This window comes from Pseudomonas sp. YA1, from assembly GCF_058680555.1.
Genome location: NZ_JBZWBG010000010.1, coordinates 164,144 through 179,572, shown reverse-complemented (window position 1 = coordinate 179,572; position 15,429 = coordinate 164,144). Strand labels below are relative to the sequence as shown.

12 protein-coding genes are annotated in these 15,429 nt (G+C 64.8%); 8 read left to right on the top strand and 4 right to left on the bottom strand.

All coding sequences use genetic code 11. The annotated features are described in order from the left end of the window. Positions 1–26: 26 nt before the first annotated feature. The gene (locus AC4OR5_RS16160; protein WP_003087777.1) at positions 27–374 is read right to left on the bottom strand and encodes a hypothetical protein; all 348 of its coding nucleotides are present in this window, start codon (positions 372–374) and stop codon (positions 27–29) included. A 64-nt stretch (positions 375–438) separates the two neighbouring features. Beyond that, on the bottom strand, positions 439–1,242 hold the full coding sequence (locus AC4OR5_RS16155; RefSeq protein ID WP_003120317.1) for a phosphoadenylyl-sulfate reductase: 804 nt from the start codon (positions 1,240–1,242) through the stop codon (positions 439–441). A gap of 134 nt (positions 1,243–1,376) precedes the next feature. Between AC4OR5_RS16155 and thrH the strand changes: the two genes are divergently transcribed. Beyond that, entirely contained in the window at positions 1,377–1,994 is a 618-nt protein-coding gene (gene thrH / locus AC4OR5_RS16150; RefSeq protein ID WP_003098078.1) for a bifunctional phosphoserine phosphatase/homoserine phosphotransferase ThrH, read from the top strand. A gap of 42 nt (positions 1,995–2,036) precedes the next feature. Here thrH and pabB read toward each other — a convergent pair whose 3' ends face one another. Continuing rightward, positions 2,037–3,398, bottom strand: a complete 1,362-nt coding sequence (gene pabB / locus AC4OR5_RS16145; RefSeq protein WP_033942338.1) for an aminodeoxychorismate synthase component I — start codon at positions 3,396–3,398, stop codon at positions 2,037–2,039. Between the two features lie 164 nt (positions 3,399–3,562). Here pabB and AC4OR5_RS16140 point away from each other — a divergent pair, with 164 nt between their 5' ends. The 7 genes from AC4OR5_RS16140 (at position 3,563) to AC4OR5_RS16110 (ending at position 14,388) form a co-directional block, all read left to right on the top strand. After that, positions 3,563–6,268 carry a winged helix-turn-helix domain-containing protein gene (locus tag AC4OR5_RS16140; RefSeq protein WP_003120314.1) on the top strand — a complete coding sequence of 902 codons (2,706 nt, stop codon included), beginning with the start codon at positions 3,563–3,565 and terminating at the stop codon, positions 6,266–6,268. A gap of 2 nt (positions 6,269–6,270) precedes the next feature. Further along, positions 6,271–8,994 carry a winged helix-turn-helix domain-containing protein gene (locus AC4OR5_RS16135; RefSeq protein WP_003087788.1) on the top strand — a complete coding sequence of 908 codons (2,724 nt, stop codon included), beginning with the start codon at positions 6,271–6,273 and terminating at the stop codon, positions 8,992–8,994. 231 nt (positions 8,995–9,225) lie between these two features. Continuing rightward, positions 9,226–9,663 (top strand): DUF6160 family protein, encoded by a 438-nt coding sequence (locus AC4OR5_RS16130; protein ID WP_003098074.1) that lies wholly within the window; start codon positions 9,226–9,228, stop codon positions 9,661–9,663. Positions 9,664–9,741: 78 nt separating this feature from the next. After that, positions 9,742–10,503 (top strand): C39 family peptidase, encoded by a 762-nt coding sequence (locus AC4OR5_RS16125; RefSeq protein WP_003098072.1) that lies wholly within the window; start codon positions 9,742–9,744, stop codon positions 10,501–10,503. A gap of 40 nt (positions 10,504–10,543) precedes the next feature. Next, the gene (locus AC4OR5_RS16120; RefSeq protein ID WP_003120313.1) at positions 10,544–11,569 is read left to right on the top strand and encodes a transporter; all 1,026 of its coding nucleotides are present in this window, start codon (positions 10,544–10,546) and stop codon (positions 11,567–11,569) included. A gap of 19 nt (positions 11,570–11,588) precedes the next feature. After that, complete coding sequence (locus tag AC4OR5_RS16115) at positions 11,589–13,187, top strand: outer membrane protein transport protein (RefSeq protein ID WP_003132834.1); 1,599 nt, start codon at positions 11,589–11,591, stop codon at positions 13,185–13,187. Positions 13,188–13,200: 13 nt separating this feature from the next. Next, positions 13,201–14,388 (top strand): MalM family protein, encoded by a 1,188-nt coding sequence (locus AC4OR5_RS16110; protein WP_003087803.1) that lies wholly within the window; start codon positions 13,201–13,203, stop codon positions 14,386–14,388. A 56-nt stretch (positions 14,389–14,444) separates the two neighbouring features. Here the strand turns inward: AC4OR5_RS16110 and AC4OR5_RS16105 are convergent, their stop codons facing one another. Further along, the gene (locus AC4OR5_RS16105) at positions 14,445–15,428 is read right to left on the bottom strand and encodes an alpha-L-glutamate ligase-like protein (RefSeq protein ID WP_003087807.1); all 984 of its coding nucleotides are present in this window, start codon (positions 15,426–15,428) and stop codon (positions 14,445–14,447) included. Position 15,429 lies beyond the last annotated feature (1 nt).

Sequence of the window (15,429 nt, the reverse complement as noted above, 5' to 3'; positions counted from 1 at the left end):
GTGCCGGGCTTTTTCATGGCTGGCCCTCAGAGCATGTCGAGATTGTCGCGTCCGGCCAGCCTGGCCAGCGCTTCGCGATCGGCGTCCGCGGCCTGCTCGGCTCGCGGTTCGAGGACTTCATGGAGGAAGCTCATGAACACGGTGTAGACCTGTTCGCGCCCGTCGTCGTGGCGAACCACGAAGAACGGCGCGGTCTCTACGCCATATTGGGCGGCGACCATCCAGCCTGCGCTGTTCGGGTCGCGTTCGTCGGCCACCAGGGTGCGGTGGATGCGCGGCAGGTAGCCGCCTTGTTCCAGGCGTTGCCGGACTTCCTTGCACTTGCGGCAGTCCTCGCCGTTGGCGAGGACTTTCTTGACCATGGTGATGCGCATGCTGGGTCTCCGCTCGGGGTTCGACCCGCACTTTACCCCGATTGCATACGCTCTATCGACGGTTTCAGGCCTTGCTGATCAGGTTGCCGGCGTGCAGCCCGCACTCCTTGTGGGTGGCTTCCTCCCACCACCAGCGGCCCTCGCGCTCGTGCTGGTTGGGCAGCACCGGACGGGTGCAGGGTTCGCAGCCGATGCTGATATAGCCGCGTTCGTGCAGGCTGTTGTAGGGCAGTTCGAGCATGCGGATATAGCCCCAGACTTCCTCGCTGGTCATGGACGACAGCGGGTTGAACTTGTACAGCGGCTTTTCCGGCGTGGAAAAGGCACCGTCGATTTCCAGCACCGCCACCTGGCTGCGCGTGCCGGGGCTCTGGTCGCGGCGTTGGCCGGTGGCCCAGGCGCGCACGCCGGCGAGCTTGCGCTTGAGCGGTTCGATCTTGCGGATGCCGCAGCACTCGCCGTGGCCGTCCCGGTAGAAGCTGAACAGGCCCTTTTCCTTCACCAGGGGTTCGAGCAGGCGCGGGTCGGGGGAAAGCACGTCGATGGCGATGCCGTAGTGTTCGCGGACCTGGTCGATGAAACGATAGGTTTCCGGGTGCAGGCGACCGGTGTCGAGGCTGAACACCTTCACGTTGCGGTTGAGCTTCCAGGCCATGTCTACCAGGACGACGTCCTCGGCGCCGCTGAAGGAGATCCACAGCTCGTCGCCGAAGTGCTCGAAGGCGGCTTTCAGGATGTCCTGGGGGGATTTGTCGGCAAGGCTGGAGGCGAGGGCGGGAAGGTCGAAAGGCTGGCTCATCGGGCTGGGGTCCTGGTGCTGGGCGGCGCTGTTGCGCTCTGTGGCGGGAATGGTAGCAAAGGGCGGCATATGGCCCTAAATAACCATTTACCCCTGTCGACCTTGATTCCAGGAATAAGCCGGCGTTGCCTTGCCCTCGGCGAGGGGCTAGAGTGCCGCGTCCGTCGTCACCCCATCGTTCAGAAAATTACGAGGAGAGTCCTGTGGAAATTGCCTGTCTTGACCTGGAAGGCGTGCTGGTTCCGGAAATCTGGATCGCGTTCGCGGAAAAAACCGGTATCGACGCCTTGAAGGCGACCACCCGGGACATTCCGGACTACGACGTGCTGATGAAGCAGCGCCTGCGCATCCTCGACGAACATGGCCTGAAGCTGGGCGACATCCAGGAGGTGATCGCCACCCTGAAGCCGCTGGAGGGGGCGGTGGAGTTCGTCGACTGGCTGCGCGAGCGCTTCCAGGTGGTGATCCTCTCCGACACCTTCTACGAGTTCTCCCAGCCGCTGATGCGCCAGCTGGGCTTCCCGACCCTGTTGTGCCACAAGCTGGAGATCGACGACAGCGACCGCGTGGTCGGCTATCAATTGCGCCAGAAGGATCCCAAGCGGCAGTCGGTGATCGCCTTCAAGAGCCTCTACTACCGGGTGATCGCCGCAGGCGACTCCTACAACGACACCACCATGCTTTCCGAGGCCCACGCCGGCATCCTGTTCCATGCCCCGGAAAACGTGATCCGCGAGTTTCCCCAGTTCCCCGCGGTGCATACCTACGAAGACCTCAAGCGCGAGTTCCTCAAGGCTTCCAGCCGTTCGCTGAGCCTGTAGCCGCGCCGCCCATGAAAGAGCCCGCGGAACGCGGGCTCTTTTCTATTCCGGGGACGCTGTCCCGGCCATTCCTTCCAGGGTTTCCAGCAGCACCCGGACCTTGTCCAGGGTTTCCTGATACTCGTCCTCCCAGTGCGAGTCGGCGACGATGCCGCCGCCGCCCCAGCAACTGACCTGGCCGTCCCTGACCAGCAGGGTGCGGATGGCGATCGAGCTGTCCATCTCGCCGCGCACGTCGAGGTAGAACAGGCTGCCGCAGTAGATGCCGCGTCGGCTCGGTTCCAGCTCGTCGATGATCTGCATGGCGCGAATCTTCGGCGCGCCGGTGATCGAGCCGCCGGGGAAGCTGCCTTCCAGCAGGTCGAGGGCGTCCTTGCCCGGCGCCAGTTCGCCGGTGACGCTGCTCACCAGGTGATGCACGTTGGGATAGCTTTCCAGGGCGAACAGCTCCGGTACCCGTACGCTGCCAGGTTGGCAACTGCGTCCGATGTCGTTGCGCAGCAGGTCGACGATCATCAGGTTTTCCGCGCGGTCCTTGGGGCTGGCCAGCAGCGACGCCGCCAGCGCCATGTCCTCCTCGGGGGTCTTGCCGCGCGGGCGGGTGCCCTTGATCGGCCGGGTTTCCACCTTGCCCTTGCCGAGCTTGAGGAAGCGCTCCGGCGACAGGCTGAGGATCGCGCCGTCGGCCAGTCGCAGGTAGCCGGAGAACGGCGTCGGGCAGGCCTCGCGCAGGGCGCGATAGGCCGGCCACGGCGAGCCGCTGCAAGCGGCCTGGAAGCGCTGGCTATAGTTCACCTGGTAGCAGTCGCCTGCCTGGATGTAGTCCTGGATGCGGCGGATCGCCTGCCGATAGTCGGATGCGCTGATGCTCCGTCGGAATTTTCCCAGAAGCTTGAAGTTGCCGGCCGTGCCTTGCGTTTCCTCGCTGAACAGGGCGATCAGGCGCTGGCGTTCGCGCTCGTCCAATCGCGGGTGGAATACCAGTTGGCTGGTGCCGGCCTGGTGGTCGCTGATCAGCGCCCAGGCATACAGGCCGACGGAGGCCAGCGGCAGGCCCAGGTCATCGCGGGCGTGTTCGCCGATGCGCTCGATGCGCCGACCCAGGTCGTAGGATAAATAGCCCAGCAGACCGCCGGCGAAGGGCAGTTCGTACGGCGCTGGCAGCTGCGCGGGGCCCAGGCTTCCGGCCGCTTCGCGTAGGCGGGCGAAGAAACGGTTGGCCGATTCGTCGGGCAGCGGCGCCAGTTCTGCCAATGGCCAGGCGCTCATAAGGTCATAGCGTCCACGGGTAGCGATGGGGCGACCCGAGTCGAGCATCACCGCACCGGGCGCCTCATGGATGATGGCAAAGAGACAGCCTGGGTCGCTATGGTAGGGCAGGGGGTGAACATGACAACTGGGCATGGAAAGTGGGGGTAGTGGGACAGTCAGGAATTCTAGTTCGCCGGAATCGTCGATCCTAGAGCCATTTCTTCAGTTTACGTAAGAAGGGTGATCTGCTAATTATGGAAATATCCCACGGAGATTTGGCTCCGTACCACAATGATAATGACACAGGGATACAGGCCGTGGATGCAGTACAGGATCCAGCAGCCGGCAGCCTTTCGCGCTCCAGAATAGTGCCGCCTCAGGTGCCAGCCGAATATTCTCTTCGCCCCGCGATCCGCAACCTGCTGGATCGCAATCCCCATTCACGCGTTCTGATGTTTTCCGCACCTGCCGGCTTCGGCAAGACCTGTGCGCTCGCCGCCCTGGCCAGGGAGCGCACTGTAGCAGACCAGGCGGTGGCCTGGCTGTCGCTGGCCGAAGAAGACGACGACCCCGCCCGTTTCTGCCGGCAGCTCATCGAGGCGCTGGGCGAAGCCGTGCCGCAGCTTGGCGACGACGCCCAGACCTACCTGCAGAACACCATGCGGGTCCCGGTGGTGGCGGTGATCGAAAGCCTGCTCGGCGATCTCGATCGCTATGCGCGGCCGTTGCTGCTGGTGCTGGACGACCTGCACCTGGTTAGCAACCCGGACATCTTCACCGGCCTCAACCGCCTGGTGCAGTACGCACCGCCCGGGCTGGTCCTGGCCCTGGGCACGCGTTCGCAGCCGGCGCTGAGCCTGGCTACCTGGCGGGCCAAGGGGCTGTTGCTGGAAATCGGCCTCGAGGAGCTGCGCCTCGGCTTCGAGGAAACCCGCGAATACCTCGAGCGCAGCGGTCTCTATCTGGACGAGCCCTGCCTGAAGGCGCTCTATGGCCAGACCGAAGGCTGGGTGGTGGGCGTGCATCTCGTCAGCCTGTGGCTGCGCCAGCAACCGCAGGTGCAGGAAATGGCCCTGCTCGACGGCGACAAGCAGGCGGTCAGCGCCTATCTGCTGGCGGCGGTCTTCGAACGCTTGCCTGGCGACCTGCAGGAAGCGCTGCTGGCCCTTGGCGTTGCCAGCCAATTGAGCGGCGACCTGGCCAACGCCCTGACCGGGCGCCAGGACGGCCAGGCGCTGCTGGAGCGCCTGGAGTCCATGCAGTTGTTCCTCCTGCCGCTGGATCGCGAACGCCAGTGGTATCGCTTCCACCTGCTGTTCGCCGACTTCCTCCGCAACCGCCTGCGCGACTCCGATCCGGACCGTTTCAAGCAACTGCATTTCAACGCCAGCCTGTGGTTCACCAACCACCACATGCCGACGTTCGCCATCGAGCATGCCTGTGCGGCGGAAGACCCGGAGATGATCGCCGCGCTGGTCGACGGATGCGGACTGGAGCTGATCAACCGCGGCCAGCTCAGCCTGATCTACCGTTGGCGCAAGCATGTGCCGGACGAAATCGCCGAGCGCTATCCGATCCTGGTCCTTACCGATGTCTGGTCGCGGGCCAGCGACCTCAGCCTGGGCGAGGCCAACCGGATCATCGACGAACTGCTGGCGCGCTGGGGGGAGAGCCGCGGCGACGGGCCGATGGGCGACCAGTACCTCTCCGCGCTGGCGGTGAAGGCGGTGGTGGCGTTGCAGAAGGACGATCTGGAACTGTGCATCGCCCTGGCTCGCCGGGTCGAGGTCCAACTCGGGCAGAACGCTGCCTTCCTCGAAGTGGCGGTGTTGATCACCGCCGCGCTGGCCCAGGTGGTCCGTGGCCAGGGCGACCAGGCGCGGCGCCTGCTGGGGCTGGCGCAGCAGCGCAATCATTTCCTCGAAGGGCGCTACCTGGACATGCAACTGGCCAACGTCGAGGTGATCCTCGCACTCGAGCAGGGCCAGGTGAAGCAGGCGCAACTGCTCATCGAGCGGCTCCGCCAGCGTGCCCGGCCGCTGTTCGAGAAGTCCAGGAGCGCGCTGGCGCTGCCGACCATCACCGAGGCCCTGACCGCCTACTACAGGATCGAGCTGGACGGGCTGGAAGAGCGCCTGGGCTGGGCGCTCGGGCATGTGGATGTGATCAATCCGATCGATTTCTATGCCCAGGGACAGATCTGCCTGGCGCGCACCCAGCGCCTGCTGGGACGGCCGAAGGAGGCGCTGGCCAGCCTGGCGGCGATGCAGGCCCTGGCCTCGCGCAATCAGTCGTGGCGCTTCTTCGCCCAGGCCATGGCCGAAGAGATCAACCTGATCCTCCAGGACAGCGGCCCCGACCGCCTGAAGCGCGCCGAGCAGCGGTTGAAGAGCGTGGACTGGAACAAGATGGCGGCACACTACCGCAACATGGCCTTCAACCCGGTCAACTGGTCGCTGGGCGTGAGCCGCGTGCGCCTGTTGCAGGGGCGAGGACATTTCAGCGAGGCGCTGCACGAGATCACTCAGTTGCGCGGCACCTTGCAGCCCGGTTGGCACGGCCTGCAGCGCCTGCGCCTGGATATCCTGGCGGCGCTCAGCTATCAGCGCCTGGGCTACCAGGAACGGGCCAACAGCCTGCTCGGCGAATGCCTGATCAATGCCGAACGGGAAGGGGTGCGCAGCCTCTTCATCGAGGAAGGCGACGGCATTCGCCAGTTGCTCCAGCAACTCGAATCCACCGAGCGCCAGCCGGCGCTACAGACCTTCATTCGCGGCCTGCTCGGCATCTGGCCCGGGCAGGGCGTGCGCAAGCCCCAGGATGCGCTCGAGGAAGGCCTGACGGAGCGCGAGCGCGAAGTGGTCTGCCTGGCCGCACAGGGCCTATCCAACGAAGAAATCGGCCAGCGCCTGTCGCTGGCCCTGGGGACCGTCAAATGGCATCTGCACAACATCTACGAAAAGCTCAAGGTGCGCAATCGCACCCAGGCGATCCGGCGAGCCCGCGAGCTGAGCCTGCTCTGACCATGGGCCATCGCGACGGGGTTCCCGCCAGCACCATCCCGCTGTTGCAGACCAAGTTGTTCCCGCCAGGCGCCGGAGGGCTGCCGCTGTTGCCCCGCCAGGCGCTGATCGACCGCCTGTACGAGGCCCGCGGGCGACGCGCGATGGTGCTCAGCGCGCCGGCCGGCTTCGGCAAGAGCACCATCCTCTGCCAGTTGCGCCTGCGCCTGCTGGAGCAGGGCGCGGCGGTGGCATGGTTGTCCTGCGACGAGACCGACAGCGAACCGCAGCGTCTGATCCAGTACCTGCTGGCGAGCATCCAGCGAGTGGTCCCGGCATTCGGCGGCAATACCGCCAATCTGCTCGGCACCGACGTCGCGGTGCCGCTGGAGGGTATCCTGGATGCCTTCCTCGCCGACCTGCGTCGCCTGGAAGGCCCCTTGTACCTGTTCCTCGACGATTTCCACCGCATCCGCCACGCCGCCTTGCCGCATGGGGTTCGCTACCTGATCGAGAACCTGCCCGATCACGTGCGGGTGGTGGCCTCGACCCGCTTCCGCCCGCGCTTCCTGGTCGACGAGCCGACCCTCAAGCCCTGGACCTTCTGCCTGAGTGCGGAAGACCTGCGACTTTCGCGCGAGGAGAGCGATGCGTTTCTCCTCGACCTCAAGGGGCTGGAGCTGGGCGAGCGCGAGCTGAAGCTGCTGTTCAAGCGCACCGAAGGCTGGATCACGGCGTTGCACCTGGCGGCCCTGGCCCTCAGTCGCAATACCGACCGGGAAGGTTTCCTCCGCGGGCTCTCCGGGACCGAGCGGAACATCGCCGACTACCTGGCGGAAGACGTGCTGGCCAGCCTGCCCGCCGACCTGCAGCTGTTCCTCGACCAGACCTCGGTGCTCGACGAGTTCAATGCGGAACTGTGCAATGCGCTGACCGGACGTCGCGACGGCCTGGACATGCTCATGCGCCTGCAGAACGAGCAGTTGTTCGTCATCGCCCTGGACGACCAGCGCGAATGGTTCCGCTACCACCATCTGTTCGCCGAGTTCCTCCAGGGGCGGCTGTCCCGGCATGCCGATCCGACCCCGTTGCTGCATGCGGCGGCGCGCTGGTGCGAGGGGCGCGACCTGGCCGACCGGGCGATCAAATACGCCCTTCGCGCCCGCGACTACCTGTTCGCCGCCGAGTTGCTGGAGCGCCAGGGCGCGCGCCTGATCGCCGGTAACCGGGTGTACGGCATCCTCGGCATGCTCAACGGCATTCCCGCCGAGGTGATCCGCGAGCATCCGGTGTTCCAGATCTTCTACGCCTGGCAACTGGCGTTCGAGCAACGCTTCGCCGAGGCCGAGGCGTTGATCGAGGAGGTCAGCCACCGCCTCTTGCAGGGGCGCGGCAAGGTCATGCACTTCGGGCTCGGCGAGTTGCTCGCCGCCGCCCAGGTGCTCAAGGCCCTGGTGTTGCTCTACCAGGACAAGCTCGAAGCCTGCCTGAAGGTCGCCCGTCACTGGCTGTCCATGGTCCCGAGCAACCAGCCGGTGTTCCGCGCCAGCCTGCTCTGCGTGCAGGCTTCGGCGCATGCGCTGCTCGGCGACTACGCCGAGGCCGCCGGCGCCATCGGTTCCGCGCGGGAGGACCTGAAAGTCGCCGACAGCGAGTACCTGCAGGTGGTGACCAGCCTGATCGAATCTCTGATCTGCAAGGAGAGTGGCGACCTGGAGCGGGGCAGGGCGATCGCCGAGTCGGCGCGCAACCGGGTCGAGCAGGTATTCGGCCGGCGCAGCCGGGTCGGCGGCCCCTTGTCGCTGGCCTATGCCGACCTGCTCTACGAGCAGGACCGGCATGCCGGCGTGCTCGCCGAACTACCGCTGGCGACGGTCTGGCGGGATGTCGCGACGCCGGTGGAACTGCTCAGTCGCGGCCAGTTGGTCATGGCCAAGGCGCGCTTCTTCTCCGGTGCCGCCGAGCAGGGGCTGGCGCAACTCGACGAATGGCTGAGCGGTCTGCTCTCGCCCGGCTACGAGCGTGTCTATGCTCACGCCATGAGCTGCAAGGTGCAGTTCCTGCTGTGGCTGCGCCGTCCGAACGAGGCCGAAAGGGTCTGCCTGCAACTGGAGCGGCATCTTGCCGGGCTCTCCGGCGAGCGGCACGCCGACGCACAGACCGCCCTGGTCCTGGCGGAGGCTCGGCTGGCATTGTCCGAGCGTCACGCGGAACGCGCGCAGAGCAAGCTGGAAAGCTGTCTGGCCGGCTACTCTTCCGCTTACCAGAGGGATCGGCGGCTGCGTTTGTCCTTGTTACTTTCTGTGGCGTATTGGCAGAAAGGTAACAGCGAAAAAGCCATCGGCCTGTTCCTCGCCACGCTCGAGGAAGCCTGGAATCTCGGCTACCGCCGGCTGTTCCAGGACGACGCGTTGTGGCTGTTGCCGATGTGGGAAAGCTGGAGGGAAGCGGAACCCAAGCGTGCCGCGGCCTGGCAGGGGCTGGCCGACCTGCTCCGCGAGCAGTGCCGGAAGCTCTCCGTAGATCCGGAAAGTTTCGATGAAAATCAGGATGTTAGCCATCGCGAGCGGGAAATCCTGCGGCTGGTGGCGGCGGGCTTGTCGAACCGCGATATCGCGCAGGCGGTGCACCTGTCGGAAGCCACCATCAAGTGGCACCTGCACAACCTGTTCGCCAAGCTGGGTGTGAAGAGCAGAACGCAAGCCGTACTAAAGGGTAAAAGCCTGGGACTGCTGAGCGAGGCGTGAGCGGCAGCCGCCATCGCTCCATCCCTTGGATGGGCTGGCGGCGGAAGGGGTGGCCCAGTAGCTTGGAATCCAGGACGAGAGAGCATGAGGCTCTACCGAATCCATGTCCGGGACGCCTAGGGAAGCAGTACCGGACCTGGAGACCGGCGAGATGCCGGTCGATCTGCCGGGGACAGGATGCAAACGGCAGTGCCCTGGGGCAAACCACACCTGAACACTGGAGAAATAACAATGAAAAAGCACCTGTTCCTCGCAACTGCTGTTCTGGCTGCTCCCTTGCTGGCGCATGCCGACCTGAAAGCCATGGACGATGGCGCGCTGTCCGACGTGACCGGCCAGGCAGGCATCAGCATTTCCGGTACTTTCCAGGGCTCCGTCGGGGCCGTGACCTACACCGATACCGACACCAACGGCGGCTCCCTGCGGCTGGAGAACATCAGCCTGCCGGCGCTGACCATCGACGATACCAAGCCGCTGACCATCGACGTCGTCACCACCGATATCGGCGGCAAGTCGACCCAGCAATTGGCCATCGGCCTGCCGGCCATCACCGGCGACGTGACCGTTGGCGCCATCAAGGTGGGCGACACCAGCGCCGCCAGCATCGGCTCGCTGACCGTCTCCGGGCTGAACATGGCCGGTTCCACCATCAAGGTCTGGGGTCACTGATCCAGGAACCGAGTCGAGACGCGAAGACCTCGCCGAGGCATCGGCGGGGTCTTTCTCCGAAAGAGGTACGACGGGGCGATGTTCGAGATTTTGCTGGGAAGTCTGATCGGACTGTTCGGGTTCACCCAGACGGTCGATACCAAGCCGCAACCGCAGGGCACGGTCAACCTCAGCCAGCCTCTGACCCCCAATGGACCCTACCGCGAATCGGTGCAACTGGAGCCGATGAGCCAGTTGCAGTTCCGCAACGTCATCCGCCAGGCCTATGACTACAGCTGCGGCTCGGCGGCGCTTACCACGCTGCTGGACTACTACCTCGGGCGCAACCTCGAGGAACGCCAGGTCATGGAAGGGCTGCTGCGCTATGGCGAGGCCGATAAGATCGTGCAGCGCCGCGGTTTCTCGCTGCTCGACATGAAGCGCTACGCCGCTGCGCTGGGCTACAAGAGCGGTGGTTTTCGCGCCGAGTTCAGCGACCTGGACGCTCTCGAGCATCCGGCGCTGGTCCCCATCCACTATGCCGGCTTCAAGCATTTCGTGGTGGTGCGCGATGTCTACAACGATCACGTCTTCGTCGCCGATCCGGCCTTGGGCAACATCAGCTTCACCCGGACGCGCTTCGAGGAAATCTGGGACCAGAACGTCCTGTTCGTGATCTTCCCGAGTGGGCAGGAGCCCCGCAACGCGCTGGCGCTGAACGATCGCGACATGCGCCTGGTGGACGACCGCACCGTCAGCCTGCTGGCGTTCCGCGAGTTTCCGCAGATCAACAAGATCACTGAAAACCAGGTCCGTGAGCTGGGCACTGGTGGCGACGTCATACACCTGCGCACCAAGTAGCAGATACCCAAAAACAAGAACAATCTCTGGGGATAGCGCCATGAGAATCAGGGGGTACACATGCGCGGCGGCGCTGATGCTGTCTATCAGCGGTTTGTCCGTTGCCGAGGAAGCCTCGGTCGACCAGGCCCGTGACGCGCTGGCCAAGAAGAATGACGATGCCGACAGCGCCAAGGCGCTGGAGGAAGTCTTCCAGGCCGCCGAGAAGAGCTACACCTTGCTGAAGAAGGGCGAGCGGACCCTGACCTACGGTTTCGACTACGCGCTGGTGCGCGACCAGCGGCTGACCCTGGTGCCGCTGACCAAGACCAGCGGCGGCACGCAGATCTACGGCCTCGCCGGCCGGCAGAGCCAGTCCCAGCACACCTTCACCAACTCCTTCACCTTCGACTACGGGATCTGGGACAACCTCACCTTCAGTTTCCGCCTGCCGCTGGTAGCCAAGTACGACACCGAGATGGATACCCACGCCTACAGCCTCGGCGACGTTTCCGCGACCTTGCGCTGGCAGCCCTGGGCGGCGGTGCGCGGGCGGCCGGTCACCACGCTGTATACCACCATCGGCCTGCCGACCGGCGACAGTCCCTACAAGACCAACCTGGACAAGGACATCTCCACCGGCAACGGCTACTACAGCCTGGGCTTCGGCGCGAACATGTCCTATGTGATCGACCCGGTGGTCCTCTACGGCTCGCTCGGCTACACCTGGAACCTGCCGGTGGACGACGTGCACCAGACCCTGGCCGACAACTCCCAGCTGGAGAAGGTCTCGCCCGGCAACACGATCAACTTCAACATGGGCATGGCCTACGCGCTGTCCTACGACGTCTCGCTGGCGACTTCGTACCAGATGGCCTACACGCTGAAGAACCGCTACCACACCACTGCCGGTACGTTCGAGTCGTCCGAACAGACCAGTAGCATCATGAACTTCTCGCTCGGCTTGCGGACGTCACCGGACTACATCGTCAACGTCAACGCCGGTTTCGGCCTCACGGAAGACTCGCCGGATGTACTGCTGGGGTTATCCGTACCCCTCGATATCAAAGGGCTGAAGGCCCAGTAACCCGCGAGCGAGGCCTGTTATGAAGATGCGCATTGCGCCGCTCTGGCTGGCGCTGGCAGGGGTGTGCCTGGCCTGGATTCCGCCGGCCGGCGCGCAGATGGCCAACGACCTGACCATCGGCAACCCGAAAGCCATGGCCCTCGGCAACGCCGTGACCGCCGACGAGACCGGCATCGATTCGGTGCACTACAACCCGGCGGCGCTGACCAAGATGAAGGGCCGCCAGGCGACCGTGAAGCTGCTCACCGGGGTGATGGACATCCGCGCCGGCTTCAAGGCGCCGCCGAACTACGGCGAAGGCACCTTCGGCCTGCGCGACGACCCGGTCGCCAACAGCCACAGCCGGACCCTGACCCCGACCATGTACCTGCCCGGCCTCGGCGGCATGACCGACGTGCCGTTGCTGGTGGCGCCGCTGGCCGGGATCTCGATCAACCCGCCGGGTTCCAAGTTCACCTTCGCCACCAACGTCTACACCCCGCAAGCGCTGGGCTACAGCCGCGATTCCGATAGCGATCCGGCGCGCTACCAGGGACGCGAGGTGTCGTTGCAGCGGCTCACCTACTTCTCGCCGACCCTGGCCTACCAGGTCAACGACGAGCTGTCGGTCGGCCTGTCGGTGGGTTTTTCCCACCAGGCAGTAGCGTTGAACGAGGATTTCCGGGCGCCGAACCAGTTGCTCGGGCTGTTGCAGCAGACCAAGGAGATCGGTTGCCTGCCGGGAATGCAGGAGATCCTCGAGGTGTTCTTCAACGTCTGCGGCGGCAACATCGGTCCGTTCCAGAACCTGGCCAATATCGACCTGGACATGCAGCAGTCGCTGTCGCCCAGCTTCAACCTCGGCGTGCTCTGGGAGCCCACCGACTGGTTCGCCTGGGGCGCGACCTATCAGAGCGAGTCGCGGATGAGGCTCAAGGGTAAGTACCGGGTTGACTACGGCCAGGGCTGGCAGGGTTTCTGGACCGGGGTGCACAAGTCGCTCGGTGGTGCGATCCTCGGCCAGATGTTCCCCTACGGGAACGTCGATGAAGAGCATGGCAACGCCACGATGAACATGGTCTATCCGGATGCCTTCTCCACCGGCGTGAAGCTGCGCCCGTTCAAGAAGTGGCAATTCAACTTCGACCTGAAATGGAACGGCTACAGCGACTGGAACGAGTTCAAGATCGAGTTCGACCGCGAGCTCGACCTGCTGCGCATCGCCAAGTACCTCGACTCGAAGGACGCCACCAGCCACAGCATCACCCTCGACCGCGGCTACCGCGATACCTGGAGCTGGGCCATGGGCGTGCAGTACGACGTCAACGACCGTTTGCAGCTGCGCGCCGGCTACGAATACCGGCCTTCGGCGATCCCCAAGGGCCAGGCGGACATCCTGGTGCCGATCGGCGATGCCAATCTCTACGGCCTGGGGCTGGGCTACCAGTGGGACAAGGACACGGTGATCGATGTCGGTTTCAACTACTTCGTCACCAAGCAGAGCGTCAAGGCCGATACCAGCTGCAACCTGAACTGCACCGGGCTCGACAACCTGGTGTACAACCCCTACGCGGGACTGGACGTGGACACCACGGTGAAGGCCTATATTTTCGCCATGACCTACCGTACGACCTTCTGAGGGCTGGAGCATGATGCGCGCATCCATCGTACTTTGCGTCTTCTCCCTGGCGCTGCCGGCATCTTCGCCGGGCTGGGCCTCCGGCGGGCGCTACCTGACCTGGGTGGACGACAATGGCGGGGTGCACAACACCTTCGTCGACGGCCAGTTCGACCGCCAGCAGCGCCAGGCGCGGCAGCGCATCGGCCAGAGCGACCAGGCGCGGGTGCTGAACAAGGCGGACAACGCCACGCAGTGGCCGGGGAACAGCAGCGGAGGGGAGAGCAAGCGTCGCTACTACACTTGGATCGATGCCAACGGCAACGTGCAGAACAGCTTCTATGCCGGCGCCCAGGTCGCCGGCCAGCGCGCCGACTATGTCCTGCCCAACGGCGAGCACTCCGCCGAATACATCGATGCCGAGGCCTTCGAGGGCAAGGGTTTCGTTCGCAGCGAGAACGGCAGTCCCTACTACACCTGGGTGGACGAGAAGGGCCGTATGCACAACTCGCAGATCCCGCCCGAGGAGCGCGCGGCGCGCTTCAAGCGGGAGGCCGCGCCTTCGTCGCAGATCGCCTTCACCGAGGGCCGGCAGATCGAGTTCAAGCAACGTCCGACGGCGTTGCCCGGGCTGGATGGCGCCGGCCAGCAGAGCGATGCGCTGAAGGCTTTGCTCAAGGGCACCGAGATGACCATCGACGATCTCTACCAGGACCTGCAACGGCGCTGCTGCGAGCAGATCGCCGAGAGCGACTTCACCGAGCTGGATGCCGACGAACCGCGCTACGAGGAGTTGAACCGCTTCTCGCCGAGCTTCGACTTTCCCATGGGCAGGAGCTTCTACGCGGCGATCCGGCTGCCGCGCTCTCAGGGTGTCTACGGCCTGCGCATCCGCAGTTTCGCCAACCGCCAGGTGGTCTACCCGTCGCTGCTGTTCCTCGACGAGCACAAGCGGCCGACCCGGCTGGTCAGCGACGCGGTGTACAAGCTGAACCCGGAAACCTGGTATCGCTACGCTTTCATCGAGGGTACGGTGCCGGTGCGAGCCAATCGCGGCGAGCGCTACGTGCTGCTGCTGACTACCGACGAGGACCGCTCGCTGCAAACCCTCGACAACAAGCCGTTCAAGCGTCCGCTGCAGGACCTGGCGGTGAACGAGGCGGGCATGCAGGTACATGAGCACGCCCGGCAGGGCGGCTTCGAGCTGGCCGTGGTGCGTTGAAATCCGAGACATGAAAAAGCCCGGCCGGAGCCGGGCTTCTTCATACCGGAAGCACGTCAGCCCTGGTGCTGCTGGACGTGGCCGAACAACTGCTGGGAGAAGCGTACGCGCTCTTCCGCGGACTCTTCGATGCCTTTCGCCTTGAGTTCTTCCAGTCGCGCCTCGACGGCGTGGCAGCGGTGCACCAGGCCGCTGTCGTTGGCGATCTGGATGTTCAGGCCCGGGCGGGCGTTGAGTTCGAGGATCAGCGGGCCTTTCTCCTGGTCGAGAACCATGTCCACGCCGATGTAGCCGAGGCCCGACAACTCGTAGCAACCGGCCGCCAGCTTCATGAAGCCGTCCCAGTTCGGCAGTTGCACGCCGTCCACCGCGTTGGTGGTGTCCGGGTGCTTGGCGATCTTGTTGTTCAGCCAGGTGCCGCGCAGGGTGACGCCGGTGGCCAGGTCGACGCCCACGCCGATGGCGCCCTGGTGCAGGTTGGCCTTGCCGCCCGACTGCCGGGTCGGCAGGCGCAGCATGGCCATCACCGGGTAGCCCATCAGTACGATGATGCGGATGTCCGGCACACCTTCGTAGCTGATGCTCTTGAAGATCTGGTCGGGGGTCACCCGGTACTCGATCAGCACGCGGTCGCGATGGCCGCCGAGGGAGTAGAGGCCGGAGAGGATGCTCGAGATGTGGTGCTCGATCTCCTCGTGGCTGACGATCTTCCCCGACACGGTCTTGTAGCGGCCCTCGAAACGGTCGGCGATCACCATGATGCCGTCGCCGCCGGCGCCCTGCGCCGGCTTGATGACGAAATCGTTGTGCTCGCCGATGATCTCGTTGAGCTTGTCGATGCCTTTCTCGGTCTCGATGATGCCGTACATCTCCGGCACGTGGATGCCGGCCTCGAGCGCGCGTTCCTTGGTGATGATCTTGTCGTCCACCACCGGATACAGGTGCCGCTTGTTGTACTTCAGGACGTAATCGGCATTGCGTCGGTTGATGCCCATCACGCCTTTCGCGGTCAGGTCTTTCCAGGTCTTCCAGATCGACATG